This is a genomic window from Myxococcales bacterium, assembly GCA_022563535.1.
Classification (GTDB): Bacteria; Myxococcota_A; UBA9160; order UBA9160; family UBA4427; genus DUBZ01.
On the sequence record JADFNE010000033.1, the window covers coordinates 1 to 26,885 of the forward strand.

Genomic DNA, 26,885 nt, shown 5'->3' on the forward strand with positions numbered 1-26,885 from the left:
CTCTCAGGGGTGTGAGCGCGGCGACTTCCGGTTGGTTGAGTATTCCATCCAGCACAATCATCTTCACATGATCGTAGAAGCCGAGTCCCAGGATGCCCTCTCTCGGGGCATGAAGTCGATCGCTGCTCGGTTTGCACTGGCTGTGAATCGCGTCTTTGAGCGCACCGGGAAGGTGATTGCAGGCCGCTGCCACGTTCAGCTTCTCACTTCGCCCCAGCAGGTGCGCAACGCGCTTCGATATGTACTTCTCAATATTCGAAAGCACTTCAAACAGCGAAACGGCCATGCGCCACCAGTGAAGATCGACGAGGCCTCTTCGGGCAGCCAGTTTGACGGCTGGCGCGCAAGCTCCGAGAGCTTGCGCGTGAAGGCATCCACCCAGGAAGAAGTAGGAGTCGCCAAGGCAGCGAGCTGGCTCCTCAGCAAAGGCTGGCGCAGACGCGGCCTAATCGACATCTCCGCAATACCTGGCTGAAAATTCTCCCCCGCCCCGCCCTCTCGCCGACGCCCAACCCGTCCGCCCAGCCAGACCGGGCCTTTTCCCTAACCGCCCAATTGGCAACCAACCCCAGTAAAGCAAGCACCCCCGAGCCTTATCCCCGAAGCCCCGCAATCGGAACGGTGCCGCCCCCCACTTCAACCCCTTCCGAGCTTTTTGCACCCGACTGCACGCGAGTTCGCAGCTCGGCTGCTAGTTTCCCGGAGTCGCTCCGGGCTTTCGCGTCCAGCCAGTTTGACAGGCCTATGCTGGGTTGCTATCCAAGTCGGCGATTTAATTGAACTTTCCTGATGACAAGATCGTGAGAAGCGCGAGATGAAGTCCGAAACGATCCGCCTCGATGCGATGGGTTCTCTGCGTCGCAGTCATATGTGCGGTGAGATCGGCAACGAGTCCGTGGGGCAGGAGGTCGTGCTCGCCGGTTGGGTGAATCGCCGCCGGGACCACGGGGGCGTGATTTTTGTCGATCTGCGCGACCGCACGGGCATCGTGCAGGTCGTCTTCAAACCCGAAGTCGAGAAACAGGCGCACGAACGCGCGGGTTTGCTGCGCAACGAGTATGTGTTGATGGTTCGCGGTGTACTCGAGAACCGCGCCGAAGACTCGATCAACGACGAGATGAAATCCGGTCGTGTCGAGGTCACTGTCCAGGAGCTGCGGCTGCTGAACTCCGCAACGCCTCCACCTTTTGCCATCGACGAAGAGACCGACGCCGATGAGTCGACCCGTCTCCGGCATCGCATTCACGATCTGCGTCGTCCACCTTTGCAGCGCGCGATCGAGGTGCGACACAGACTCGCGCACGCGGTGCGCGAAGCGCTGGACGGACTCGGCTTCTTGGAAATCGAGACGCCCATTCTGACGCGTTCATCGCCAGAGGGCGCGCGCGACTTTCTGGTGCCCGCGCGATTGCAACCCGGAAGCTTCTATGCACTGCCCCAGTCGCCTCAGATCATGAAGCAGTTGCTGATGATCGGCGGTTGCGAGCGCTACTACCAGCTCGCACGCTGTTTCCGCGACGAGGAACTGCGGGCCGATCGCCAGCTCGAATTCACCCAGGTCGACCTCGAGATGTCTTTCGTCGGCGTCGAAGATGTCCTGGAGGTGCTCGAGGAGGTCACCGAGCGGGGTTGTGCCGCGGCCGCTGGGGTCAAGTTCGATCGGCCGTTCAGGCGCATCTCCTATAAAGAAGCGATGGACCGCTACGGTTCCGACAAGCCCGACACCCGGATCACCCTCGAACTTTGTGATTTGACCGAGGTATTTGCGGCGAGTGAGTTCAAGGCGTTTCGTTCCAACGTCGACGCGGGGGGCATTGTCAAATGTCTCCACGTCCCGGATGCCAAGGAGCTGTCTCGCGGCGAAGTCGATCGCCTGGAAAAGCTCGTGCGCAAAGAACTCGGGGCCAAGGGGCTCGCCTGGATTCGCATCGGCGAGGACGGCGAGTGGAAGTCGCCCATTACAAAGTTTCTCTCCGATGGCGAGCGAGAGGCGATCGCCAAGGCGACCGGTCTCGGACCCGGCAGCCTTGTCTTCTTCCAGGCCGACGAGGCGGGGCGGGCCAACGCCATCCTGTCGCGTCTGCGCATCGATCTCGGCAAGCGCCTCGGCCGAACCGACGGTCGCGAATGGGATGTCCTGCTGGTCGTCGACTTTCCGCTTTTCGAACGAGACGCCGAGGGCCAACTCACCTACGTACATCAGCCCTTCGTGGCGCCGCTCGAAGAGGACATTCCACTGCTCGACAGCAATCCGGAGGCCGTGCGCGGGACCCACTACGACGTCGTGCTCAACGGGGTCGAACTCGGCAGCGGCAGTCTCCGCAACCACCGCTGCGATGTCCAGCTCAAGATTCTCGAACTGATGGGGTACACCCGGGAAAGGGCGATGAGCAGTTTCGGTTTTCTACTCGAGGCCCTCGATACCGGTGCTCCCCCCCACGGCGGTTTCGCGTTCGGCTTCGACCGCTGGGCGATGGTGATGGCCAAGGCCGAGAGCCTGCGGGACGTCATCCCCTTCCCGAAGACCCAGCGGGGCCAGGATCTGCTGATGCAGGCTCCCTCAGCGGTCGAGGAAAATCAGCTCGAAGAACTTTCGATTCGGGTTCAAAAACCCAAACCCAATGCCTGATCCCTCTGCGACGGTCTGCGAGATGAATTTTGCGATTTTGTGCTTTTGCGATGGAGGCGGAGATCCCTTACAAACTCAGCACAGTGATTAGCGCTCGGCACGTACCCCCCACACCTCTGCGCAAACCGACCCGCGGATCCATCACGGTTCCGGGACTCAAGCAACCGACATTCCGGGACTCACGCGCTCCCGAGTGCCACGGTTAGAAGGATTTACCCCCAACATGAAAAATAAAATTGCTCTGATCGGTGGCGGCAACATTGGCGGCGTACTCGCGGAGCAGGCGGCCTATCGCGAGCTCGGTGACGTCGTCATCTTCGACGTCGTAGAAGGCCTGCCCCAGGGCAAGGCACTCGACATGGCCGAAGGTTCTCCGCTGGCGGGTTCGGACGCCAGCATCTCAGGTACCAACGACTATGCAGGCATCGCTGGAGCCGACCTCGTCATCATCACCGCGGGTCTCGCCCGCAAGCCGGGCATGAGCCGCGACGACCTGCTCGCGACCAACGTGAAGATCATGAAGCAAGTGGCAGAAGGCGTTCGCGACAACTGCCCCGACGCCTACGTGATCGTGGTTTCGAATCCCCTCGACGCGATGGTCTATACCTTTCAGAAGATCTCGGGCTTTCCAAAGAATCGCGTGGTCGGAATGGCCGGGGTGCTGGATTCGACCCGATTTCGCAGTTTCATCGCTTGGGAACTCGAGGTGTCGGTTCGCGACGTGACCGCCCTCGTGCTCGGTGGGCACGGCGATACCATGGTGCCCCTGGTCGACTACTGCACGGTCGCTGGCATTCCGGTGCGCAAGCTACTCGCGGAGGACAAGATCCAGGCGATCGTCGAGCGCACCAAGGGTGCGGGGGGAGAAGTCGTGGGTCTGCTCAAGACGGGTTCGGCATTTGTTTCCCCGGCGCTATCGGCCCTGGAGATGGGCGAAGCGATTCTCAAGGATCAAAAGCGTGTGCTCGCCTGTGCCTGTCTGCTCGAAGGGGAGTACGGCGTAGACGGTCTCTACATCGGCGTTCCCTGCGTCCTGGGCGCGGGCGGGGTCGAACGAATCATCGAGCTGGAACTCGAGGGTGACGACAAGAAGGCTTTCGACGCCTCGGTCGAACACGTGCGCACGCTGGTCGAACAACTCGACGTTTAATCACGAAAGAGAATAGGGCGGCGAGCCGCCGGGGGTTGAACGGCCGCAGCGCGTCGGCGCCGTTCGGCGCCGCGCAATCGAATCGGATAGGAGAAACTCAATGAACGTTCACGAGTATCAGGCCAAGGGGTTGCTGCGCGAATTTGGCGTGGCGGTGCCCGAGGGCATCCTGGCTACGACTCCGGCTGAAGCGGAGGCGGCAGCGCGCGAACTCGGCAGCAAGATCGTGGTGGTCAAAGCCCAGGTTCACGCGGGCGGTCGCGGCAAGGGCGGTGGCGTCATCCTCGCCAAGTCCCCCAGTGAAGCCAAGCAGGCGGCCAGCGAGATTCTCGGCATGACGCTCCACACGCCCCAGACGCCCCCCGAAGGCAAGCTCGTGCGCAAGGTCTATGTCGAGGCGGGATCGGATATTGCGCGCGAACTCTACCTCGCCATTTTGCTGGATCGCTCGGCAGAAAAATTTGCCATCGTCGCGTCCACCGAGGGCGGGATGGAAATCGAAGAGGTCGCAGCCAAGACCCCGGAGAAGATTCTCACCGTCCACGTCGAGCCCAACGTAGGTTTGCGCGACTATCAGGTGCGACAGCTTGGATTCGGTCTCGGTCTCGACGCCGAGACGATCGTGAAGTTCGTACCGTTCGTGCGTGGCCTGTTCGATCTCTTCATGGCGAAAGACGCGTCGCAGGTGGAGATCAACCCATTGGTCATCACCGGTGACGGGAACGTGATCGCACTCGACGGAAAGATCAACTTCGACGACGGTGCGCTCTATCGCAACCCGGACATCGCCGCGTTGCGCGACCCCGACGAAGAAGACGATCGCGAACGTCAAGCCACCGAACTCGACCTGGCCTACGTGGGTCTCGACGGCGATATCGGCTGCATGGTGAATGGCGCGGGGCTGGCGATGGCAACCCTCGACATGATCACCTTCTGCGGCGGTTCCCCCGCCAACTTCCTCGACGTAGGGGGAGGTGCGGACAAAGAAAAGGTGATGGACGCCTTCAAGCTGATTCTGCGAGACGACGCGGTGAAGGTGATCCTGGTGAACATCTTTGGTGGCATCGTGCGCTGTGATCTGATCGCGGAGGGCATCCTGGCTGCCGCGGCCGAGTTGGGAATCGAAGTGCCCCTGATCGTTCGGCTCCAGGGCACCAATGCCGCCGAAGGGCGCAAGATTCTCGCCGACTCAGATCTCAACATCATCGCGGCCGAGACGCTGCAGGAAGCGGGCGAACGCGCTGTTGCCGCCCGGGGAGAGGGCTAGGACCCATGGCAATTCTCTGTGACAAGAATACGAAGCTGCTGATTCAGGGCATGGGCCGCATGGGAACCTTCCACGCGAAACTCTCGCTGGAATACGGCACCCAGGTGGTCGGGGGCGTGCACCCGGGCCGTGGGGGTTCGACGATCGAGGGAATTCCAATCTACAACACCGTGGCCGAAGCGGTGGCGGATACGGGCGCCACGGCATCGGTGATCTTTGTGCCGCCACCGGGGGCGGCCGACGCAATTCTCGAAGCCGCGGAAGCGGAGCTCGAAGTCACGGTCTGTATCACGGAGGGGATTCCGGCCAACGACATGGCGCGGACCGCGGCGGCGATCAAGGGGGGAAAGACCCGGCTGGTGGGTCCGAACTGTCCCGGAATCGTGACGCCCGAACAGTGTCGCATCGGCATCATGCCCGCGCAGATTACGCGACCGGGTCCGGTGGGCGTCGTGTCGCGCTCGGGAACGCTCACGTACGAGGCGGTCGATCAGCTCTCGCGCCTCGGGATCGGGCAGTCGACTTGTCTGGGGATCGGGGGGGATCCGATCATCGGGACCAACTTCATTGATGCCCTGGCCCTGTTTCAGGCCGATCCCGATACCAAGGGGATCGTGATGATCGGCGAAATCGGCGGCTCCGCCGAAGAAGAAGCGGCGGAGTTCATCCAGTCGAACGTCGACAAGCCAGTGGCCTGCTTCATCGCCGGACAAAACGCGCCGCCCGGCAAGCGCATGGGACACGCCGGTGCGATTATTGCCGGCGGCAAGGGCAAGGCGAGCGACAAGATCGACGCGCTAAAGAAGGCCGATGTGGCGATTGCCGCTTCGCCCGCTGAAATTGGCAAGGCTCTCGCCGAGCGCGCTCCGGAGCTCGTTGGTTAGGCTCGATCTGTCTTTGTCTTTGTCTTGGTCTTGGTCTTGGTCGTAGGTGTCGATCGAGGCACGCCAGGATCGGCGCTACCCGGGAACCTGCCAGGTATCGCCCGAATGGAGCAGCTTTTCCAGGCTGCCGGGGCCCTTGGTGTCGATCGAGTCCTGGATCTGCGCCTCGAGCTCGTCCTCGTAGCAGGTCTTCTCGACCTGGCGCAGCACGCCGACGGGCAGCGGGAAGTCTGGACGGCACAACGTGGCCAGGGCGAACGCGTAGGCGGTCGATTCGAGAAACTCGTCGTGGACCACGATGCCCTTTGCGAGGGGATCCTCGTCGTCTGTCAGGTCAACGACCTGCGGGTTTCCGTCGTTCATCACAATCCCTTTCAGATTGCCGGGCGTGCCGAATACCAGGGGCTCCCCATGTACCAGAGAGATCGAGTTATCGGGGCGGGTCTTGCGATCCTGGACGTCTTCCCAGACTCCGTCGTTGAAGACCGGACAATTCTGCAGGATCTCGACGAAGGCCGTGCCCTTGTGGGCGTGGGCGCGACGCAAGGTCTGCTGCATATGCGTCGCGTCGACGTCGATGGTTCGGGCGACGAAAGTCGCGCCGGAGCCCAGCGCAAACGAAATTGGATCGATCGGGTGATCGATCGATCCGTGGGGTGAAGATTTGGTCCGGGTTCCCTCGTCCGATGTCGGCGAGTACTGCCCCTTGGTCAGACCGTAGATCTTGTTGTTGAAGAGCAGGATCTGCAGGTCGAGGTTCCGGCGAATCGTGTGCAGCAGGTGATTGCCGCCGATCGACAGACCGTCCCCGTCCCCGGTGACGACCCAGACCGAGAGATCGGGATTGCTGGCCTTGATGCCCGTCGCGAACGAGGGCGCACGACCGTGAATCGTATGAAAGCCGTAGGTGTTCATGTAGTAGGGAAAGCGGCTGCTACAGCCGATGCCCGAAATGAAGACCACGTTCTCGCGCTTTTCGACGAACTCCGGCATCACCCGCTGCACGTTGGCGAGGACCGAGTAGTCGCCGCAGCCGGGGCACCAGCGAACGTCCTGGGTGGATACGAAATCTTTTCGGGTCAATGGACTCGCGGAAGCAGCCATGCTCAGTTCACCTCGCGCAAAATTTCGTCGATGGCGCTTCGGATCTCGGCGATCCGGAACGGCTGCCCAGCGACCTTGTTCAGGGGTTGGATGTCCAACAGAAAGAGAGACCGCAGAATCATGCTCAACTGACCACCGTTGAGTTCTGGCAGCAGGATGTGTTTGAAATGACTCAGCACATCCTGGAGATTGCTCGGCAGCGGGTTCATGTGCCGGATGTGGATCCGCGAGACGGAGAGCCCGTCCTCTCGCGCTTCATCGACCGCTGCGGTGATGGCGCCGTTGGTGCTGCCCCAGCCCACCACCAGCAGGTCGCCGGAAGTGGGGCCGTCGACCTCGATGTTGGGAATGTCGGCCACAATTCCCGCAATCTTATCAGCGCGGAGTTTCAGCATTGCGGCGTGGTTGTCCGGGTCGTAGACCACGTTTCCCGTCACGGGTTCCTTGGTCAGTCCACCCAGACGATGCTCGAGTTCCGGTTCGCCCGGAATGGCCCAGGGGCGCGCGAGGGTTTCGGGATCACGCACGTAGGGCATGAACCCCTCTTCTCCGAAGTCCTCGCGCTTGGCGAAGCGGATCGGCGAGCGCTGAAGTGTCTCGATGTCGGGGATCTTCCAGGGCTCGGAACTGTTCGCGAGGTAGCTGTCCGAGAGCACCATCACCGGCGTCATGTACTTCACCGCCAGACGGAACGCTTCGATCATCGTGTCGAAGCAGTCGCCGGCGCTCGACGGAGCCAGGATCGGCATTGGGCTTTCGGAGCTTCGACCGAAGAGGGCGAGGAGCAGGTCGCCTTGCTCGGTCTTGGTCGGCGATCCGGTCGACGGCCCCGCGCGTTGGACATCGATCACCACAAGTGGCAACTCGACCATGATCGCGAGCCCGATCGCCTCCTGCTTGAGCATGATGCCGGGCCCACTGCTGACGGTGACGCCGAGATTTCCAGCAAACGAAGCGCCGATCGCGGAACTGACCGCGGCCATCTCGTCCTCGGCCTGGAATGTCTTGATGTCGAAGTTGCGATGTCGCGCGACCTCGTGCAATACGTCGGTGGCCGGCGTGATCGGGTACGCGCCCAGGAATACCTGGCGGTCCATCAGTACCCGAGCGGCGATGATGCCCCAGGCCAACGCGGTATTGCCCGTGATGTTTCGATAGCTGCCCCCCTCGATCTTGGCAGCCGGCACCTGGTATGAAACTGGAAACAACTCGGTGGTCTCGCCGAAGGCCCATCCCGAACGCAAGGTGCGGGTGTTGGCTTCGAGCACATCCCCCTCGAACTTGTTCCCGAGCCAGCGCTCGGTGCTTTCCATCGGGCGCCCGTACAACCAGGACAACAGGCCCAGGGCGAAGAAGTTCTTGCAGCGATCGATGGCGCGTTGCGTGAGGTCGAGACCGACCAGGGCTTCGCGATTGAGCGCAGTGAGCGGAATTTCAACCAACTCAAACCGTTCTCGCAAATCGGGGATTGGGTCTTCGGTGTACCCCGCGCGCTGCCAGGCCTTTTTGTTGAACGCGTCGGAGTTGATGATCAGCATGGCGCCCGGTCGCAGGTCGCCAACGTTGGCCCTGACCGCCGCCGGATTGAATGCCACGATTACATCCGGGTAGTCGGCAGGCGTGTGGACCCGTTCGGAGGCGAAGTGGATCTGGAACCCCGACACCCCGGCCAGGGTGCCCGCCGGGGCGCGAATTTCAGCGGGGAAGTCGGGAAAGGTGGAAAGATCGTTGCCCGCCAACGCAGTTTCGTCGGCAAACTTGGTCCCGGTAAGTTGCATGCCGTCGCCGGAGTCTCCGCAAAAGCGAATAGAAACATCTCGGCGCTTCTCGATTCTTTTGATCTTCATTTTTTCTTCATCGGATCGTTATCGGATCTTCAAAGATGGCAAATTCTCATACCTGAATTGACTGTAGGAGTCTGTTTCTTGGGTCACGGATGCTCACTGATGGGCGCAATGAAGTATCGATGTCGTCTAGCTTGAATCGGTTTCTATCTTTCGTCGCATCCTCCTGCCAAGCAGCATCATAATTCAAAGTTCCCACACGAGCGGAACAATTCCTCGCAATTGTATCCCTATCTCCTTGCTGCGAAAGCCCCAGATCGGTGCTTCAACCCGCATTCGGACGATTCGTAAAGGTCCTGAAACCGCAGGGGCTTCCGGGAATCGCCTGCACCCAAGAGATGCTCAAGAGTGCGACCGCAAGTTCCGATGAAATGCGCATGTTCATGCCCTGTACTGAAGAACCGCCGGTGCCTGAATCGGCGATTGCGGGATTCTGTGTCGCGCTGAATACGCCCGTTGTGAATATCGAGATGCTCGACGTGGAGCCCGCCAGAGCGGGAATCCTGCTCGCCGCGAACGACTACGGCGACCTGATCCTGTTGGTTCGGGTGAGCCTGGTCTCGAGCGGGGAGGGGGTCACGTTCAAGTTCCAGGGGGATCCGGCGGACTTTGGAAACACAGCGGCCGCGCTTGACGCTGCACTCAGCTTTTCAGAGGGGATGGGGTTTCTATTCGACGAAGATCTGCTGAGCCAGGGCAATTCCTCGGGCCGCAGCCGGGCTTCCAAAATCTGGCATTCCCTGTGCGCGGGACGCCCGGAGCCGAACGCCGAAGTCGACGTGGCCAAACGCAAGACGCCGCCACCCGCGGCCGTGCCCCACGCAAAAGCGTCGGAAATCGAACTGACCAGTACAGTGCAGAACGGCGAGTCCAAGAGCCCGATCAAAAGCACGGCAAGCGCTTCGATCGCCGATCTGCTCACGCAATCGTTCGTCGAATCGGGCGACGAGGTGTTGCGGGACGAAACACCGCGGGAAATTGCAATGGGATCACAGGTGCTCACGAAGTTTCGCGAGCGGCGAAAGAGCGACCGCAGGAGTTCGACAAGAAAATCAGAGGCGCAGGGGGAGGGAGCGCAAGTCGCTGTTCCGCCCAGGCCCGGATCTGAAATTTTGGCGCGAGTCGCGATCGAGTCTGAGCGACTCGGAAACGAGTTTGTGGATGACTCGGGTTTCTTGACGCGACTGCTCAGTAGCTTTTGAGTCTCACACTGATGAGACTGCTGGAGGGAAGGATGACCATCCGATTTGATCGATTGCGAGTACCGGCAACTGCAGGTCCAGGCATACGGCTAGCGCCGCTATTGCTATGGGTGCTGACGATCGTGTTTGCCCTCGTACAGACCGGGTGCATGACGGTTGTCGTCGACCCAAGTCTTCCGACAGAAGCCGAAACGCTACTCTTCCAGGCCGAGGCAAGACGCGATCTGGGAATGGACTACCTGGCCAAGGGGCACAACGCCATCGCCCTGCGCGAGTTGGTTTTTGCGGCCAAGAGCAACCCCAAGGACCCCAAGACCCAGCTCTGGCTCGGCGAGGGGTACCGCCGGCAGAGACACAACGATAAAGCCCTGGCGGCGATGCTTCGCGCGATCGAACTCAAGCCGGACTACCAGGAGGCGCACAACAACCTGTCCGCCTTTTATCTCCAGTTGGAGCGGTACGAAGATGCCATCACCCACGCGCAGATCCTGATCGAGGACCCGCTCTACCCGTGGCCCTGGACTGCGTATTCGAATCGAGGCCGGGCCGAGCTCAGTCTCGGCCGCATTGACGATGCGCGCGAGAGTCTGCAAATGGCACTCGAGTTTCGCCGCGACTTCTGGCCGGCTTCGCTCAATCTCGGGATTCTCGAACGCGAGGCCGGAAACACCCTCAAGGCGGTCAAGCATCTTCGGCGGGTAATCAAGCATCCCATCGGCCACGGACCGCGAGCCGAGGCGAGCTTTCACGTGGCACAGATTCTCGTTTCCATGGGACGTCGAGAGAAGGCGATGAAGTATTTTGCGGTCACGGTCAGGACCGACCCGGAGGGCCCGTGGGCCGAAGAGTCTCGCGACTACTTGAAGGTCCTGCGCTAACGACGAATCTCGTGCCGAGAATTTGCTGAAGTCGGTGGAAGCCGGGCAAAGTCGCGCAAAGTCGGGCTAGAATCGACTCGGAAGCGGGCGATCAAGAGCTCGATCGGGTGAGAAACGCCAGCGTGGACTTCAGTCCTGACATCGAGAACGACCGCGAGCATTGGGACCCCGATGCGGTTCGGGTCGATTCCGTTGACGGTTCCCAAGGCTCGGCAGCGACTCCCAGCATCGGACGCTACCTCGCGATGCAGAGAGAGCTGCGCGGCATCTCGCGCAAGGAACTCTGCGACCAGACCCACATCCCCCTGCGCTCGCTCGAGAGACTCGAAGCGGGGATCTTCGACAGCTTGAATGACGGCTTCGTGCGCGGCTTCGTGCGCACCGTTGCCGACGCTCTGGGCCTCGATCTGGACGACACCCTGGCGCGAATGTCTCGGGAGCCGACCTCGCCGAAATATTCTCCGCGGGTGCTCGCCGGCGCCGGCCTGATGCGCTTCGGCGCTCTCGTGGCAGGGCTCTTGCTGGTGCTGATCAGCGTCGGACTGGTCGGCGTGGCAGTGCAACTCGTGCCTGGACGAGACGATGCATCTCCATTGGTCATGCGCACAGATCCCGTTCGGGCGCTGGCCGAAGCCGGTGGTGTGTCGAGTTTCAGCGCGACCCAGGCGCTGGTCCAGCCGACCCCGCAGAAGCTTCCCCAGGCGACCTCGGCCCCCGAAGCGTCCGACTTCCCGCAGCTCCTGCAGACCGGGTTCCGTGGCGCCGCCAGCGGTGAGCCTGTGCGCGCCGATGCGCACACAGCGGAACCCTGACCCCATTGGCGACTCACAAGACCGAAGCGATCCTGCTGCGCTATGTGGATATCGGGGAAACCGATCGCATCGTACATCTGCTGACTCCGGATCTCGGTCGGGTGACGGCGATGGCGAAGAGTGCTCGCAAGAGTATCAAGCGCTTCCCCGGCACCCTGGATCTGATGAACCATCTCGATGTCGAGCTGCAAATGCGACCTCGGCGCATGACACACATTGGCCGCGCAAAGCTGATCTCTCCCTTCCTGGCACTTCGCGGCGATCCCGCGCGCTTTGCGCTCGGCTGCTATTTGGTCGAATTGTTGGGGCGGCTCGCGCCCGAGGGCAGCGCCGGGGGCGATGCCCAGAGACTCTTCGATTTCGCGCTCTCGGCCATGCAGGATCTAGAGACGGTCGTTCCCAATCCGAAACTGCGCCTATTCCTCAAGCTCGAGAGTCTGAGTGCCCTGGGACTGCGCCCCGAACTGCGCCATTGCGTGCGCTGCGCGGAAGAACTCCGCGGTGCTGGCGTCTTGTCATTTCACCTGGGAGATGGCGGCGCCCACTGCGAGGGTTGCCGGGGCCAAGAAGGCAATTTTCTGCCTGTCCACCTCGGGACATTGCGTGCGCTCGAACAGGGACTGCGTTTGGGAATCCAGAAACTGGATCGTCTCGCAATGGGAAAACGTGAGATGCAAGAAGCCGAGGAGCTGATCGGCCGTTTTCATCGCTTTCACGTCGGACTCGAACTGCACAGCGAGGCGTTCCTTCGCGATGCCTTCTCGCGACCCGGTTCCACAGTTGGGGGTGGCGCAAGACTCGGCTGAGGGGAATACTCGGCCCCCAAATTACCGCCGTAAATCTCGGCTTCAATCGATCGCAAATCAAGGCATTCAATCTTATGACGGACGGGTCCATGTCTACTACTCAGAGTGCGCGCCAACCCGCCGCGATGGAAAAGTTGGTCTCACTGTGCGCGGCGCGGGGCTTTATCTTTGCGTCGAGCGAGATCTATGGCGGCATCAATGGATTCTGGGATTACGGGCCCTTGGGGGTCGAACTCAAGAACAATCTCAAGGCGCTGTGGTGGCAGCGAATGGTGCGTGAGCGCAGCGATGTCGTCGGAGTCGACACCTCGATCATTGCCCATCCCCGCACCTGGGAAGCCTCGGGTCATGCAGACAATTTCAGTGATCCCATGGTGGACTGTCGAGCCTGCAAGAAGCGCTTCCGGGCAGATCAGCTCGACGATGCGGGGCCGTGTCCGTCGCGCGAGGGAACTTCCGAGCACGACCTCACTGAAGCAAAGAACTTCAACCTGATGCTCGAGACCCAGATCGGCGCGTCGGAGGACGGCAGCCAGTCGGCGTACCTGCGTCCCGAAACCTGCCAATCGATATTCACCGACTTCAAACGGGTGCGCGAAGCCGCGCGACAGAAGGTGCCGTTCGGGATCGCACAGATCGGCAAAGCGTTTCGCAACGAAATCACGCCGCGCAACTTCACTTTTCGCTCGCGAGAATTCGAACAGGCGGAGATGGAATTTTTCTGCCATCCCAGCGAACGCGAAAAATGGTTCGAGTACTGGCGAGCAGAGCGCCTGCAGTTCCACCGCGATATCGGTCTCGCCGACGACAAGATTCGCAACCGGACGCACGAATCCGATGAGCTGGCTCACTACGCCAAGGTCGCCGTCGACGTCGATTTTGAGTTCCCGTTCGGCTGGCAGGAAATCGAAGGGGTACACGATCGCGGAGACTGGGATCTCTCTCAGCACACGGAGTTCTCGGGCAAAGATTTGGCACTGACCGACGAAACCACAAAAGAGAAGTACACCCCGATGGTGATCGAAACCTCAATGGGGATCGATCGCACTTGTTTGGCGCTGCTCTGCAACGCACTGGAAGAAGAGGCTCTAGAAGACGGGGAAACCCGGACCGTGATGCGGCTGCACCCGGCCATTGCACCAATCAAAGCGGCGGTGTTGCCGCTGTCGAAGAAACTCTCAGAAGACGCGCGCAAGGTCGCTGAGAGCCTGCGCAAACACTGGAACATCTACTATGACGAATCGGGCAATATAGGCCGACGTTACCGACGACAAGATGAAGTCGGAACTCCGTTCTGCATTACCTACGACTTCGACTCCCAGGACGACCAGAAAGTAACCGTCCGCGAGCGCGACTCCATGCGGCAAGATCGGGTGCCGATCGACGGGCTGGTCGGCTACCTGAGCGACTTACTGGGGTTTGCTACGTGAGCGCCAGGAAGAAGAGCAAGAAGAGTGCGACTAAAAAGAAGAGCGCGAAGAAAAAGAAATCCGCAACCAAAAAGAAGAGCGCGAAGAAAAAGAAATCAGCCGCCAATACGCGCCGAGCAAAATCATCGGTCCAGCGCGTCTATTCCTTCGGCGATGGCAAGGCGGATGGTTGCGCGGACATGGGCGACCTGCTCGGGGGGAAGGGGGCCAACCTCGCCGAGATGTCCGCGCTGGGCATTCCGGTGCCGCCCGGCTTCACAATCACGACCGAAGTCTGTGGCGAGTTCAATCGAAGGGACGGCGTCATCTCGCGCGGGATCCGTGGGGAGATCGTCGCGGCCATTGCCATGGTCGAGCGGAACATCGGCGCCCGCTTTGGCGACGCCGAAAACCCGCTGCTGATTTCGGTGCGCTCCGGGGCTCGCGCATCGATGCCCGGCATGATGGACACGATTCTCAATCTCGGACTGACGAACGAAACCGTTCTCGGGCTCGCCGCGCGTGCGAATGAACGCTTTGTCTACGACAGCTATCGACGCTTCATACAGATGTATGGCGATGTGGTGCTGAACGTCCCGCGAGACCGCTTCGAGATGCGGATCGACGATACGAAGCACGCCAAGGGAATCGACCTCGACACCGACCTCGATACCGAGGATCTCAAGCGGTTGGTTCGCGACTTTCTGGAGATCGCCGAAGAGCACACCGGCGAGCCGTTTCCCCAAAATCCGATGGAGCAACTCTGGGGGGCAATCGGTGCGGTCTTCAGCTCCTGGCAGAACCAACGGGCCAAGATTTACCGTCGCCTGCACGGCATCTCGGAGGCCTGGGGCACCGCAGTCAACATTCAGGCGATGGTGTTTGGCAATATGGGCGACGACTGCGCGACCGGCGTGGCGTTTACCCGGGATCCAGCTACCGGCGAGAAGCAATTCTATGGCGAGTATCTCACGAACGCCCAGGGTGAGGACGTCGTAGCCGGTGTCCGGACCCCTCAGCCGATTAACGAGGCGAGCCGCACCGCGGACACCAGGGACCTCCCGACCCTCGAATTGGAGATGCCCGGCGCCTATCGGGAACTGGTCGGCATCTACAAGCGTCTCGAAAAGCACTACCGAGACATGCAGGACATCGAATTCACCATTCAGCAGGGCAAGCTCTGGATGCTTCAAACCCGCACCGGCAAGCGCACGACCACCGCGTCGGTGAGAATTGCCGTCGAAATGGCAGAGGAGCGCTTGATCACCCGCAAGCAGGCCATTTCGCGGGTTGATGCCACCTCGCTGGACCAGCTCTTGCACCCGACCCTGGATCCCGATGCCGTCTGCGATGTCATCGCGCGGGGCTTGCCGGCCTCGCCCGGGGCGGGGGTAGGCGTCGTGATCTTTGACAGCGAGCGCGCGGACATGCGCACCAAGGCCGGCGAAAAGGTGATCCTGGTCCGGATAGAAACGTCTGCGGAAGACATCGGGGGTATGCACGCATCCGAGGGGGTCTTGACGGCTCGCGGCGGGATGACCTCCCACGCCGCGGTCGTCGCGCGGGGTATGGGGAAGAGTTGTGTCACCGGTTGTTCGGCACTCGAGATCGACTACGACCAACGCCGGATGCGCGTAGGCGAACTCGTCATCAAAGAGGGAGACGTCGTCACGATCGACGGGGGTACCGGTGAACTGATGTTGGGTGAGGTTGCGACGGTGACCCCCGAGGTCGGCGAGTCCTTTGCCAAGCTGATGAGTTGGGCAGACAAAGTGCGAAAAATCCGGGTGCGGACCAATGCCGATACCCCTGCAGATGCAAGGCTTGCGCGGGAATTCGGTGCCGAGGGAATCGGCCTCTGCCGCACGGAACACATGTTCTTCGAGCCCGATCGAATCCTGCTCGTGCGGGAGATGATTCTCGCCCGCAACGTCGAGGAGCGCGCCAAACCCCTCGCAGAGCTGTTGCCCGTGCAGCGCGACGACTTCGCCGAGATCTTCCGAGCCATGGATGGACTGCCGGTGACGATCCGTCTGCTCGATCCGCCACTGCACGAATTCCTGCCCCAGAGCGATGCCGCCATCGTGGAGCTCGCCGAAGCGTTGGGAGTCCAGGTTGCAAAGGTGCGGGCAAATCTCGCGGCACTTCACGAATTCAATCCCATGCTCGGCCACCGGGGATGCCGCCTGGGGGTGACGTATCCGGACATTTACCGTATGCAGGTGCGTGCCATCACCGAAGCGGCGTGTGTGGTGGAGGCCGAGGGGATCAAGGTGCTCCCCGAGATCATGATCCCATTGGTGAGCCATCACGGAGAACTCGCCCTGTTGCGCCGCCAGGCCGAGGTCGTAATCGAAGAGGTGCGAAGCCAATTTGCGGGGTCTCGGGTGCGGCCGAGTATTGGCACCATGATCGAAGTGCCGCGGGCTTGCCTGACGGCCGACGTGATCGCCCGCGAAGCCGACTTCTTCTCCTTTGGCACCAACGATCTCACGCAGATGGGCTATGCGCTTTCCCGGGACGATTCTGGGAAGTTTTTGCCCGACTACATCGAGGCCGGGATTCTCGAAGACGATCCCTTCGTCTCCGTGGACGAGGAGGGGATCGGGGAGTTGGTCAAGATGGGGGCCCAAAAGGGCAGGGCGACCAAGCCAAACCTCAAACTGGGGATCTGTGGTGAGCACGGAGGAGACCCCAAGAGCGTGAAGTTCTTCGCGCGGATCGGTCTGGACTATGTTTCCTGTTCGCCGTTTCGCGTGCCCGCTGCACGGTTGGCGGCCGCCCAGGCGGCGATCGAAGCCATTGACGGCAGCGATGGATCGAGGAGCTAGCGAACTGATGAAGTCGATTCCAAGCGAGGAGATCTCTTCCAGGGTACAGACAACCGCGAGAGCCCGTCGTCGATCTCGGGGCGGGACCCTCAGCCTGCTGCCGATCATGCTGCTGCTCGGATTCACGATCGGATGTGCGAATTCCAGCCTGTTCGAAGTGTGGCAGAGTCGATTCGAAAGCGAGCGCCCGCAAACGCCCCTACCGGCGATCGAGATCGTCGTCGCCGAGTTCGAGGCAGATCTTGCCAAGACCGATTTCGAGGACTTCGAACGCCGCTCGCTGACCCGCCTGTCGCGGCTGGCCGATATCTTCTACCAGCGGCTCGCGCATCGGCGGGTCAACAGTATCTCGACCTTCCACGATCCAGCGCTGCGGGAGTTCTTTCACAGCAAGGAAGCGTTTGCCGACTACTACGCCGATCTCGTGCAGGCCCTGGACCTTCAGCATTTCCGAGCCAACCGTCCCCAGCACATCGAATTGTTGTCCCTTCACGTCGAAGAGGGGGCAGACCGCGTCGTGACCATCGTGGCGTTTCGCGGCGACAATGCCCTGCCACTGCGCTTCTGGTCGGTTGACTACTCCCGTCGCGACGTTTGGGAATTTGCTGACGATCGCTGGTGGATCATTCCCGGCAAACTCTGAGCCTCCGGCTGCTCGCTCCGCAGATCGTGCAAGATGAGCAAATCATTGCCTAGAGGCGAGAAATTAATTCCCTCGATGGGAAAACAATTTCTCTTCGGAGCGATCTGATCGAATCGAGGATTCTCCGGGTTACAACAAGAAAACCGTAACGATTTCAACTACATAAATTATGAATTGCTCACCTCCAGTGAATGGCACGTCGATTGCTTTCTGTGTAAGCCAGGGGCGTAAGCCCCAACTTTTGAAGAGTTCATTGGATTTGAGGAACCGACAGGGAGAGAGTCAACTTCGCCAGACCCCCCGGAGAATCAACCGAAATGGTTGATCTATGTCGACATCGATTTCGATATCGATATCGATAGAGCAAGTCCGGGACAAGGAGTCTGGAGCCTTCGAGTGCTGTTGTGTTGATCGATTGATCAGGGGAACACCCTCAGCAAACCTCGAAGAGCCATTTTCGCGAAGTTCGTCAAGATCGACATGCGAACCAAGTGCTGTTGCACACGGAAACCGCGGGTCATGCACGAGCGGCAAGCGAAGACGCGATACCGACTGCACTCGGACTGTTGATCGTAGGTTGGGCAAGCACGTTGTTCGATCGCAATATGGGTGGCCACACCAGGCCGGTCGACGCGAATCGAAACGTCTAAAAAAACCCGCTTCATCGATCGCAGGCCGCGACGCAAAATCTCCAGTCATTTTTCAGATCCCGAGAGTAAGCGGGAGTGACATTGTGGCGAGAGTGGCGAGAGTGGCGAGAAGCACGGCTGAAGCGGCGAAGTCCAAGAAGCGCAAAGAATCGAGACCACAGGAACTGCACGGGAGCTCTGAGAAGGAGAAGAGCTGGGCGTCGGATCGCGAACTCGTCGACGAAATTCTCGGCGGAAACCTCGAACCGTTCAATCTTCTATACGAAGCGTATTTTCCCCGGGTGTTCCGCTTTGCGATGAAGCGCCTCGGCGATGCGGGCGAAGCGGAAGATGTGACCCAGGAAGTCTTCATCATTCTGTTGAAGGCGCTGCCCTCGTTTCAGGGGCAATCCTCTCTGTTGGTGTGGATATTCGGCATCACGCGCAACACCGTGAATCGACGCTTCCGCAAGGTGCGCCCGATTCTCCAGCCTCTCGAATCCGGAAGCGCCCTGGACGTCGCCGGCCCCGAGGCCCCGGCAGACGAGCGGGCCGATGCGCGCCGCATGCTGGTGCGTTGTGACGACATCATCGAGAACGAGCTCACCCCGCTGCAGCGCCGAATCTTCCACCTCAAGCACTTGAGGCGCCTGTCGATTCGCGCGATTGCCGAGGCGCTCGATAAATCGGAAGACGCGATCAAGGCAAATCTCTACCGCATGCGCCGGGTGCTCTCGGACGGGACTCCCGGACTCGAGCCGCTGATTCGCGGCTGAGCCGCGGCTGCACGCTACTGGTCTTTTGGGGCCTCCCCGTGGGTGTTTTTTTGTTTTCTGGAAAAACCCGCACTTTTTTCGCCACCTAGCGTTGTTTATTGCCACTTACATTTCGACGGTGCTGGTTGACCGTCACCTTGGGAAGGGTAACGCGAGGTTAAAGCGTTGCCCCAAAAAGCTCCTATTGGATCCGCACATTCTTGTGGAAAGCAGAACGGCTCCGGGGTCAGAGTTCGTCAACCGCGGAAGCCCAACGCAAAGCATCCAGTCGAACGATCAGTAGATTCCGCACCCGTCATTTCTTCGGACAGTGTTGCGCCTTCCGCGCTGACGGATCTGGATCTCATTGAAGGCATTCGCGAGCGAAGCGAAGCCCACTTCAACGAGCTCTACAGTCGCTATTTCCAGCGGATCTACAACTTCGTCTACGCGCGAATTCGCAATCACGCCGATGCGGAAGAGGTCGTGCAGGAGACGTTTACCATCGTCTTCTCATCCATCGACAAGTACAGCGGGCGCTCGACGCTGCTGTCGTGGATCTACGGGATCGCCAAGAATACGACCAACAACGGTCTGCGTCAGGCGAAGAACATCACCCAGCGCATGCGAGAAATTGGCCATGAGCAGCTGCGACCGGCCAAGTGCTTCGCAAACTGTACTCCAGAAGAGCAGCTGTCGATCCAGCGATACTTGAAGAACGTTGTCGATCAGCTCGAAGAGTTTGGTGAATGGCAGGTGGAAATCTTCGACATGCGCCACCTGCAAAATATGTCGATTCGAGAAATTTCCAAGCGCACACAGCGTTCGAGCGATTCAGTGCGATCGTGCTTGTATCGGGTCAAGCGATTGCTTCTGGAAACCGCTCAACTAGACAACCTCCCATCACCAATATGAGCCATGAGATCGCAAGAGCAGGTTTGTCGCAAAGAATCGTTGTCACGGGTCACAGGCAACATTGGGTATTGAAGGGGTAGCGGGAGTGAAGTCAGAAGTGTCTAATCGAAGAGCGATTGAGGGCAAAATGGCATCGGCCGAAGCAAAAGGTCCCAAGCAGCGCGTGGATCGACGCAGCAGCGTCGGGGGCGTAACCGCGATCGATGGCGGGCCCGAAGTCCCGGCGACTCGAGCAGAGCTCGATGATTTTCTCGCGGCTGACTACCTCGCGATCCACGCCGATCCCGAGTTCAAAGAGCGCCTGCGGAAGGATCTCTGGAATCTCGTAAAGAATCGCTACGGCGCCGGGCCTTTTTCGTCTAGTTAGCGTGAGCCCGGTAACCGGTCCCCATCTAGCCGGCATTATTATGCGGGCTAGGTACAAGTCGCGTTGCCGAAATCGACAAGCCTGTCTAGCTTTCGGCTTTCATGCGCAACCCGATTCGCCTCAAGAATCTAAAGCTCCGCTTTGCCCTGCTCTACGGCCTGGGCATACTGGCTGTCGTCTTTCTTCGACCTCATCCGTTGAGTATTGGGGTGGGGGGCGGACTAGTGATTCTCGGTGCGGCCCTGCGCGGTTGGGGGGCGGGCCATCTGGTCAAGAACAATTTCCTCACCGTCACCGGACCGTACGCTCACCTGCGCCATCCACTGTATGCCGGGACCTTGCTCGTCGGCACGGGGTTTGCGCTGATTGCCGGAGGCCCCGCATCGTTGGTCCTGATGGCTGTGTTCTTGCCGTGGTTCTTCATGCTGTACTTCCCGCGCAAAGAGCGAATCGAGAGTGAACGGCTCGTACTCCTCTATGGAGATCGCTACGCGTGCTACCGCGACGCGGTGCCGGCACTTCTCCCCGCGTTTCGAGCATGGCGTCCCCGGGTCGACGAGGTTGTTGGCGAGGAGTTCAGTCGATCCTGGAATTCCCAGCGCTACGTCGACAACAACGAACTTGGGACCTTGATCGCGCTGCTCGCCGGTCTGCTGGTCTTTGCCCTGCGGGCACAGTTTGGTCCCTGAAATGTCGGAGCCCGTGTCCAATACCGCTGCAGAGCCGGCGTACGATGTCGCGAGGAGGTCGGGAATCTCGGCCCCAGCTGGACTCGAGCGTCGAGATCTGGCCGGTCGCACACGCGAAATCTTGCACCGGGGCAATTGGGCGAATCCCGATGTTCTGTTGGTCGAGCTTCGCGACGGTCAACATGTAGTCGTCAAGGACTACGAACCCCGCAGCCGGATCGTCCGAGCAGTTTACGGCCGCTGGCTGACGCGACGAGAGGCCAGGGCATACCGCCTCCTCGCGGGCTCTCCGCGGGTGCCCAGCCTGCTGGGGCTGCTCGATCCCCTCGCGTTGGTGATCGAATACCGACCGGGTGTCCGCATGACCCGGGATCTGGCCGGCAAGTTGCCCGAGACCTTCATCGACGAACTCCGCTCGGCAGTTCGCGCCATGCATCTCCGGGGCATCGTCCATCTCGATCTCAGACATCGCAGCAACGTGCTCGCGGACCCACAAGGTCATCCCGTCCTGATCGATTTCGGCTCGTCGGTCTACTTCAGGCCAGGGGGACTGCTCTCAAAGACGCTCGCACCGATCCTTGCTCGCATCGATTGGGGAGCGATCCGCAAGTGGCAGGTCCGCATCGAGCCGAATCCATCGGAAACCGGCCGGGCTGATCGCGTCTGAAACGTCGCGCAGATTTCGGGAGACTGGGCTATGCCGGAGGCTTGGGCGCCAGCGCACCGATGAAGTGGCGAAACGTTTCCAGGGTCAGGCGGGTATCGGCCATGGCCCGGTGCTCAACGGCACCATTGAGCAGTCCGGCGGTCTGTGCGGCCTGACGCAGGGAAAGGGCGCTCGGTTCTTCGCCCGAGACCAGGGACCAACTGTAGAATAGCGTCGCCAGATCGATCACGTGATAGTCGAACGGGTAATCCATCTCGCAGTTGCGGAATGCGCGTTCCAGGAAGATCACATCCATGCGCACGTTCTGGCCGGCGGGCATGACTTTCGCTCGTTTCGGCAGCATCTCGACCAACTCGGTCAAAACCTGCCGGATGCCAGGGGCCTTGTCCCAGATTTCCTTGTCGTAGCCAAAGATTGCGGCAGCTTCGGCGGAAACACGCTCGGGTCTCGCCCGGACCTTCCACTCGGCGGCCTCGATTTCGACCAGACGAGAATCGGTCAGGATGATGGCCACTTCGGTCAGGTCGTGTTTTTCGACATCGAGTCCACCGAACTCACAGTCGATCCAAGCCAATACGAGATTCGCCACGAGAGCTTCTCCATGCGCGTATGGGGCGATAGCGGGTTCGCTGTGGCCGGCGGGCGCTGGTACTAGACGTTTCTGTGTTCTACGAGGATCCGGTGGCGCTCCCAACGGGAATCGAACCCGTGTTTGAGCCTTGAGAGGGCCCCGTCCTAGGCCGCTAGACGATGGGAGCGAGCGCCGATTTGGCGGGCGCAACATTGCCACCTGCTCCTGTGAATGTCAACTCTGGACGGTTGTTGCGGATTTGCGGTCGGCCCCCGAGCGGCACGCTTCGAGTCAGGTGCATTTTTGTGATCAGATGGGAATCGCCTTCAGATCGTCTCCGTTGAAGCAAGCAAATCAGGGCGCCGCACTTCGCTCTGTTTGAGCCCGGTGCTGTTCCCGAGGCGCTCCATGAAAGCTCGCAACCGGCGCCGGTCTTTGACCGGAGTGCCGAACTTCGGTGATCGGGGGGACGAAAATTGTCACTGTAGCGGTGCCCGCCCACTGGATTCGCGGTACTCGCAACATTTCTCCGTCATCTGATTCTCCTGTGGGGCTCAAGCATGGTGGGGTGATTTGCCGATAAGAGTTCAAAGTCGAGTTGTCTTGGCACGTGTGCTGCAACGAGGTTTGGACAACACGGCATACCGGGCCGTCTCCGGTAGCCGAACAAAGTGAATGTCCCGACGGCACATCGAGCCCGAAGGCAAACAGAAAAGAGAGAAAGGACTGCACATGAATAAGTTCCTTGGGAAGAGCCAGAAGGGCTTTACGCTCATCGAGTTGATGATCGTTGTGGCAATCATCGGTATTTTGGCTGCCATCGCAATTCCGAACTTCGTTCGCTTCCAGCTGAAGGCTAAGACTTCAGAAGGCAAGGTGAACGTTGCCGCCATTCGCACCGCAGAAGAGGCTTACTTCTCGGAGTTTGGTAACTACGTAAACGGTTTGGTTTCACCGGCCGCCAACGGTGGTACTTCGAAGACGAGCTTCACCGATGTTGGTGGCTTTGGCGTCATTGGTTGGGCGCCCGAGGGCCAGGTGTACTTCAACTACGAAGTAGTCGTTTCGACCAGCAACACGGCCTACACGGCGAACGCTGGTGCGGACATCGACGGCAACGGCACCGACCAGGCTTGGGGCTATATCCATCCGGCACCGGGTGGCACGAGCTCCAACGCGAGCGGAACCCTGGCTGGTGGCGCATGCCCGGCCACGGGAATTGTCGTTGGATCCGCATCGGTGTTCAACCAGGTCTTGCCCTGCCTTCCGGCCTACGGTCAGAGCGAGTTCTAAAGACCGAGCGGGAAAATTCGGGGAGAGTCGGCTCTTTGGCCGGCTCTCCCCAAACCCGTTTCAAGAATCGAAACACCTTTTCGAGCTGCCCCCCAACTCGACTGCATCTTTAGGGAGATCACCCCGTGGTCATCAAATCCATCGCAGAGCGTCGCAGAGAGGGGTTTACGCTCATCGAACTCATGATCGTCGTGGCGATCATCGGCATACTTGCATCGGTTGCGATTCCCTCTTTCTCTCGGTATCAGAATCGAGCACGCAGAAGCGAGGCGTTTGCAAACCTCAGTTCATTGGGTAGAGCTCAAAAATCCTACTTCGCCGAATTCGGATTATTTATTGGCGCCGAGATGGTTCCCTCGACCGTGACCAATGAAGATCCGAGCTCTGTCCAACGCGACTCGTCGGCGATCGCCGTCGAGTTCGCAGGGGTCGGATGGCACCCCGAGGGAAGAGTCTACTACGATTACGACACCAACACCGGCGGATTCGGTAGCAGCTGCAGCTGCCCGACCTGTTTCACGTCCACCGCATACGGCGATGTCGACGGTGACGGCTCGGTGGCCTTGATCATGTTCACACACCCCAACGTAGACCACACGGACGCCTGCTCGAGTCTCTACTTTGCAGGACAGGGGATTCCCCAGATTCGCAATGGCAACACGGTGTACGACGAACCGGTGCAAGTCGTTGGGGGTGACGACTTCTAAGTTTTCGAATCGAAGTGACCGATTCAAGAATGAGAGAATAAACGTCGGGTCGAATCACTTGTTCGAAGAGTCTCCGGGGGGGATTGTGAGCGTCAGGATCATTCGTTGGGCCCTGTGGCTGCTAGCGCTGGCTGGTACCTACGGCGTCCACCAGCAAATTCCCAACACCCCGGCCGCTTCACGTGAGGAAGTCTTCCTCCCCGTGCCAGCACTGGCGAAGCTGGCCTCCCTGGGCTTCGACACAGTCATCTCGGACTATTATTGGATCCAGGCCATTTACAAGGTCGGCGCAACCCGAGAGCTACCCGGCCAGTTCGCTTCGTATATTTATAAAATTATCGACGTGGTGACGACGCTTAATCCCCATGTCAGTCATCCATACCGGTTCGGCGCGATCTGGCTCGACGACAGCAAGGAGAGTGTGCGCAAGGGGAATGAGTTGTTGCGTCGCGGCATCCAGTACCACCCGGATGATTGGCGCAATTATTTCCATCTCGGGTACAACCTGTTCTACTACTTGCACGAGAATGAGGCCGCCGCTGCGGCACTCGAGAAGTGCAGCCAGATCGAAGGTTCTCCCAAGTACCTGCCGAGGCTGGTGGCGCGTTTGCGCTCAGAACACGCCGATCTCGAGACCTCGGCCATATTTCTCAGCGAGTTGATCCGGTCGACCGAAGCCGAGGACGCTGTCGCGATCTATCGGGGTGCGCTCGACGAGATCGACGTCGAAATCAAGGCCCGCTATCTGGACCGCGCTCGCGATGCGTACCAGAAGCTCTTCGGCCGGGACATCACGTCGATCGAGGATCTGCAATCTGGTGAGCATCCGGTGCTTGCGAAACTCCCGCCGCCGGAGCCCCAGGACCTTCCCCCCGGACTCAAGAAGGGCGACCGCTGGTTCTTGGATCCAAAGACCGGCCGTATCACATCGACCTACTACAACCGTCGTTATCGAATCAACGTTCGCGCCATTGGCGAGCAATGGGACGAGGATCCGGCGATTGCTAGCGCGAAAGGAGCGAGTCTTTAAAATGGGCGCCGAGAGCGGAATCATTCACGTGCGCGACATCGTCAAGGACTTTCGTCCGGGCTTTGGCATCCGCAAGAAGCGGGTTCTGCACGGGATCTCCTTTGACGTAGCGGCCGGAGAAATCTTCGGCTTCGTCGGCCCCAATGGGGCTGGCAAGACCACGACCCTCAAGGTTTTGATGGGGTTGATTCGCGCGACCTCGGGCAGCGCTTCCATCCTTGGACACGACGTCACCGAGACGGCTTTTCGACGCGAGATCGGTTTTCTTCCGGAGAACGCGTACTTCTACGACTACCTGACGGGTCGTGAATTGCTCGAATTCTATGCGCGACTGTCGGGCGTCCCAGCCGCTCGACGAGCCGATCGCGTAAGCACGTTGCTCGACTGGGTGGGGTTGACGGACGCAGCGGAGGTGCGAGTCCGGGCGTATTCCAAGGGCATGGCCCAGCGGGTCGGTATCGCCCAGGCATTGGTTCACGATCCGAGCGTGGTGTTTCTCGACGAGCCCATGAGCGGGCTCGACCCCATTGGACGCAAGGAGATTCGCGATCTCATCATTCGCCTGCGCAGCGAGGGCAAGACGGTCTTCATGAACACCCACATCCTCTCCGACGTCGAGATGGTATGCGATCGCGTCGCGATCATCGTCCACGGGAGGATCAGGTATCAAGGGCGCACCGAAGAGTTCCTGAGCGATGGCGAGCAAATGTGCGAGATCGTTGTTGCGGGTGTCAGTTCCGAGTTGGCATCGAAACTCGAGGAAGACTTTGAGGCGCCGCTGCGTGGCGTGGGTGAGCGAATCGAAATGCTCGTCAAGGAAAAACAAGTCGAAGCCGTGCTGGCGGCCGTACTCGAAGATCAGGGAAAGGTGATGGCGGTGACCCCCCAGCGCGTTTCGCTCGAGAGTATCTTCATGGACGCGGTAAGGGGGGAAGCAGGATGATTTCTCCGAGTCGGATCTGGACCATCGGCCTGAACACCATGCGCGAGGCGATCCGCAACAAACTGCTCTATACGCTGCTCTTCTTTGCAATCGTGATGATCGGCACCGGGGTCATCGTCGGATCGATCTCCTACGTCGAAGGGTCGCGCATCTTGCAGGATGTGGGCTTGGCCTCGATTCGTCTGTTTAGTACGGGCATTGCGATCTTCGTCGGCGTCGGTTTGATTTACAGCGAGGTCTACCGCCGCACGATCTATACGATTCTCTCCAAGCCGGTGTCTCGTGCCGAGTTCTTGGTCGGAAAGTTCGTTGGGTTGGTGATGACGATCTGGCTCCAGCTAGTGATCATGTCAGTGGCGTTCATCGTCGTTTCGCTCTCCTCGGGGGCCCCGATCGATTCGGGGCACATTGCAGCACTGGCACTGTTGGGTGTCGAACTCGCAGTGGTCGTGGCGGTCGCAACACTGTTCTCGGCTTTTACCACTCCGATGCTTGCCTCGTTCTTTACCCTTGGGATCTACATGATGGGTCATCTGTCTCGCAACCTGTTGCAAATTGGTGAGCGGGGCGAATCTGAGAGCATGCGCCAGTTGACGCGAGTCATATACGAACTTTTGCCCGACCTCGAGAGTTTCAACCTCAGCGTCCAGGCGGTTCACCAGCTCCCCATCGCGACCGAGGAGGTGGTGCTGCCGGTGCTCTATGCAGTGGGCTATATCGCGGCACTGTTGTTTGCAGCGACATTCATCTTTGAGCGCCGCGACTTCAAATGATCGGATTCCGCAGGGTGCGAATGGGCACGCGTCGCCGCGGGGGCGACCCGACGCCGCAACGCGCTACCGTGCACCCCGAGTAGGGGA

The 26,885-nt window shown here is 60.0% G+C and carries 24 protein-coding genes, 1 tRNA gene and 1 pseudogene; 22 read left to right on the forward strand and 4 right to left on the reverse strand.

What is annotated here, in order from left to right; all coding sequences use genetic code 11:
• From IH881_11650 to sucD, 5 genes are all read left to right on the forward strand, one after another.
• Positions 1–475 (forward strand): transposase (locus tag IH881_11650; protein MCH7868343.1); only part of this gene is annotated, 475 nt, incomplete at its 5' end.
• 339 nt (positions 476–814) lie between these two features.
• Positions 815–2,629 carry an aspartate--tRNA ligase gene (gene aspS, locus IH881_11655; protein ID MCH7868344.1) on the forward strand — a complete coding sequence of 605 codons (1,815 nt, stop codon included), beginning with the start codon at positions 815–817 and terminating at the stop codon, positions 2,627–2,629.
• Between the two features lie 223 nt (positions 2,630–2,852).
• Positions 2,853–3,779 (forward strand): malate dehydrogenase, encoded by a 927-nt coding sequence (mdh, locus tag IH881_11660; GenBank protein ID MCH7868345.1) that lies wholly within the window; start codon positions 2,853–2,855, stop codon positions 3,777–3,779.
• Positions 3,780–3,879: 100 nt separating this feature from the next.
• Positions 3,880–5,046 (forward strand): ADP-forming succinate--CoA ligase subunit beta, encoded by a 1,167-nt coding sequence (sucC, locus tag IH881_11665; protein ID MCH7868346.1) that lies wholly within the window; start codon positions 3,880–3,882, stop codon positions 5,044–5,046.
• 5 nt (positions 5,047–5,051) lie between these two features.
• On the forward strand, positions 5,052–5,930 hold the full coding sequence (sucD, locus tag IH881_11670; protein MCH7868347.1) for a succinate--CoA ligase subunit alpha: 879 nt from the start codon (positions 5,052–5,054) through the stop codon (positions 5,928–5,930).
• A 75-nt stretch (positions 5,931–6,005) separates the two neighbouring features.
• On the opposite strand, the gene IH881_11675 is transcribed toward sucD, so the two are convergent.
• Both IH881_11675 and IH881_11680 read right to left on the reverse strand, forming a co-directional pair.
• On the reverse strand, positions 6,006–7,034 hold the full coding sequence (locus tag IH881_11675; protein MCH7868348.1) for a 2-oxoacid:ferredoxin oxidoreductase subunit beta: 1,029 nt from the start codon (positions 7,032–7,034) through the stop codon (positions 6,006–6,008).
• 2 nt (positions 7,035–7,036) lie between these two features.
• A complete protein-coding gene (locus tag IH881_11680) occupies positions 7,037–8,881 on the reverse strand; it encodes a 2-oxoacid:acceptor oxidoreductase subunit alpha (protein ID MCH7868349.1) in 1,845 nt (614 codons plus the stop codon).
• A 257-nt stretch (positions 8,882–9,138) separates the two neighbouring features.
• Between IH881_11680 and IH881_11685 the strand changes: the two genes are divergently transcribed.
• From IH881_11685 to IH881_11740, 12 genes are all read left to right on the forward strand, one after another.
• The gene (locus IH881_11685) at positions 9,139–10,080 is read left to right on the forward strand and encodes a hypothetical protein (protein MCH7868350.1); all 942 of its coding nucleotides are present in this window, start codon (positions 9,139–9,141) and stop codon (positions 10,078–10,080) included.
• Positions 10,081–10,112: 32 nt separating this feature from the next.
• Positions 10,113–10,958: a tetratricopeptide repeat protein gene (locus IH881_11690; GenBank protein ID MCH7868351.1), complete on the forward strand. Its 846-nt coding sequence runs from the start codon at positions 10,113–10,115 to the stop codon at positions 10,956–10,958.
• A gap of 122 nt (positions 10,959–11,080) precedes the next feature.
• The gene (locus IH881_11695; GenBank protein ID MCH7868352.1) at positions 11,081–11,770 is read left to right on the forward strand and encodes a helix-turn-helix domain-containing protein; all 690 of its coding nucleotides are present in this window, start codon (positions 11,081–11,083) and stop codon (positions 11,768–11,770) included.
• Positions 11,771–11,775: 5 nt separating this feature from the next.
• Complete coding sequence (gene recO, locus IH881_11700) at positions 11,776–12,576, forward strand: DNA repair protein RecO (GenBank protein MCH7868353.1); 801 nt, start codon at positions 11,776–11,778, stop codon at positions 12,574–12,576.
• Positions 12,577–12,701: 125 nt separating this feature from the next.
• Positions 12,702–14,006 carry a glycine--tRNA ligase gene (locus IH881_11705; GenBank protein ID MCH7868354.1) on the forward strand — a complete coding sequence of 435 codons (1,305 nt, stop codon included), beginning with the start codon at positions 12,702–12,704 and terminating at the stop codon, positions 14,004–14,006.
• Positions 14,003–16,816 carry a pyruvate, phosphate dikinase gene (locus tag IH881_11710; GenBank protein ID MCH7868355.1) on the forward strand — a complete coding sequence of 938 codons (2,814 nt, stop codon included), beginning with the start codon at positions 14,003–14,005 and terminating at the stop codon, positions 16,814–16,816. Before IH881_11705 ends, IH881_11710 begins: the two co-directional genes overlap by 4 nt.
• Before the next feature lie 7 nt (positions 16,817–16,823).
• A complete protein-coding gene (locus tag IH881_11715; protein MCH7868356.1) occupies positions 16,824–17,459 on the forward strand; it encodes a hypothetical protein in 636 nt (211 codons plus the stop codon).
• A 751-nt stretch (positions 17,460–18,210) separates the two neighbouring features.
• The gene (locus IH881_11720; protein MCH7868357.1) at positions 18,211–18,864 is read left to right on the forward strand and encodes a sigma-70 family RNA polymerase sigma factor; all 654 of its coding nucleotides are present in this window, start codon (positions 18,211–18,213) and stop codon (positions 18,862–18,864) included.
• A 165-nt stretch (positions 18,865–19,029) separates the two neighbouring features.
• Positions 19,030–19,758, forward strand: coding sequence for a sigma-70 family RNA polymerase sigma factor (locus IH881_11725; GenBank protein ID MCH7868358.1), 729 nt, complete (start codon positions 19,030–19,032; stop codon positions 19,756–19,758).
• Between the two features lie 97 nt (positions 19,759–19,855).
• The gene (locus tag IH881_11730) at positions 19,856–20,125 is read left to right on the forward strand and encodes a hypothetical protein (protein ID MCH7868359.1); all 270 of its coding nucleotides are present in this window, start codon (positions 19,856–19,858) and stop codon (positions 20,123–20,125) included.
• A 101-nt stretch (positions 20,126–20,226) separates the two neighbouring features.
• On the forward strand, positions 20,227–20,814 hold the full coding sequence (locus tag IH881_11735) for a hypothetical protein (GenBank protein ID MCH7868360.1): 588 nt from the start codon (positions 20,227–20,229) through the stop codon (positions 20,812–20,814).
• Positions 20,815–20,827: 13 nt separating this feature from the next.
• Positions 20,828–21,481 carry a hypothetical protein gene (locus IH881_11740; GenBank protein ID MCH7868361.1) on the forward strand — a complete coding sequence of 218 codons (654 nt, stop codon included), beginning with the start codon at positions 20,828–20,830 and terminating at the stop codon, positions 21,479–21,481.
• Positions 21,482–21,509: 28 nt separating this feature from the next.
• Here the strand turns inward: IH881_11740 and IH881_11745 are convergent, their stop codons facing one another.
• The gene (locus IH881_11745; protein MCH7868362.1) at positions 21,510–22,070 is read right to left on the reverse strand and encodes a 3'-5' exonuclease; all 561 of its coding nucleotides are present in this window, start codon (positions 22,068–22,070) and stop codon (positions 21,510–21,512) included.
• A 93-nt stretch (positions 22,071–22,163) separates the two neighbouring features.
• A tRNA-Glu gene (locus IH881_11750) sits at positions 22,164–22,239 on the reverse strand.
• Between the two features lie 545 nt (positions 22,240–22,784).
• Between IH881_11750 and IH881_11755 the strand changes: the two genes are divergently transcribed.
• The 5 genes and pseudogenes from IH881_11755 to IH881_11775 all read left to right on the forward strand — a co-directional run bounded on the left by IH881_11755 (position 22,785) and on the right by IH881_11775 (position 26,798).
• On the forward strand, positions 22,785–23,345 hold the full coding sequence (locus IH881_11755) for a prepilin-type N-terminal cleavage/methylation domain-containing protein (GenBank protein ID MCH7868363.1): 561 nt from the start codon (positions 22,785–22,787) through the stop codon (positions 23,343–23,345).
• A 140-nt stretch (positions 23,346–23,485) separates the two neighbouring features.
• Positions 23,486–23,581 (forward strand): annotated as a pseudogene (locus IH881_11760) (prepilin-type N-terminal cleavage/methylation domain-containing protein).
• A gap of 556 nt (positions 23,582–24,137) precedes the next feature.
• A complete protein-coding gene (locus tag IH881_11765) occupies positions 24,138–25,082 on the forward strand; it encodes a hypothetical protein (protein ID MCH7868364.1) in 945 nt (314 codons plus the stop codon).
• Between the two features lie 19 nt (positions 25,083–25,101).
• Complete coding sequence (locus tag IH881_11770; protein MCH7868365.1) at positions 25,102–26,025, forward strand: ABC transporter ATP-binding protein; 924 nt, start codon at positions 25,102–25,104, stop codon at positions 26,023–26,025.
• Positions 26,022–26,798 (forward strand): ABC transporter permease, encoded by a 777-nt coding sequence (locus tag IH881_11775; GenBank protein MCH7868366.1) that lies wholly within the window; start codon positions 26,022–26,024, stop codon positions 26,796–26,798. Before IH881_11770 ends, IH881_11775 begins: the two co-directional genes overlap by 4 nt.
• Positions 26,799–26,885: the final 87 nt, after the last annotated feature.

Coding starts and splice junctions, on each gene's coding strand:
- aspS (MCH7868344.1), top strand. CDS start 815: ATGAAGTCCGAAACGATCCGCCTCGATGCGATGGGTTCTCTGCGTCGC.
- mdh (MCH7868345.1), top strand. CDS start 2,853: ATGAAAAATAAAATTGCTCTGATCGGTGGCGGCAACATTGGCGGCGTA.
- sucC (MCH7868346.1), top strand. CDS start 3,880: ATGAACGTTCACGAGTATCAGGCCAAGGGGTTGCTGCGCGAATTTGGC.
- sucD (MCH7868347.1), top strand. CDS start 5,052: ATGGCAATTCTCTGTGACAAGAATACGAAGCTGCTGATTCAGGGCATG.
- IH881_11675 (MCH7868348.1), bottom strand. CDS start 7,034: ATGGCTGCTTCCGCGAGTCCATTGACCCGAAAAGATTTCGTATCCACC.
- IH881_11680 (MCH7868349.1), bottom strand. CDS start 8,881: ATGAAGATCAAAAGAATCGAGAAGCGCCGAGATGTTTCTATTCGCTTT.
- IH881_11690 (MCH7868351.1), top strand. CDS start 10,113: ATGACCATCCGATTTGATCGATTGCGAGTACCGGCAACTGCAGGTCCA.
- IH881_11705 (MCH7868354.1), top strand. CDS start 12,702: ATGGAAAAGTTGGTCTCACTGTGCGCGGCGCGGGGCTTTATCTTTGCG.
- IH881_11715 (MCH7868356.1), top strand. CDS start 16,824: ATGAAGTCGATTCCAAGCGAGGAGATCTCTTCCAGGGTACAGACAACC.
- IH881_11735 (MCH7868360.1), top strand. CDS start 20,227: ATGCGCAACCCGATTCGCCTCAAGAATCTAAAGCTCCGCTTTGCCCTG.
- IH881_11755 (MCH7868363.1), top strand. CDS start 22,785: ATGAATAAGTTCCTTGGGAAGAGCCAGAAGGGCTTTACGCTCATCGAG.
- IH881_11775 (MCH7868366.1), top strand. CDS start 26,022: ATGATTTCTCCGAGTCGGATCTGGACCATCGGCCTGAACACCATGCGC.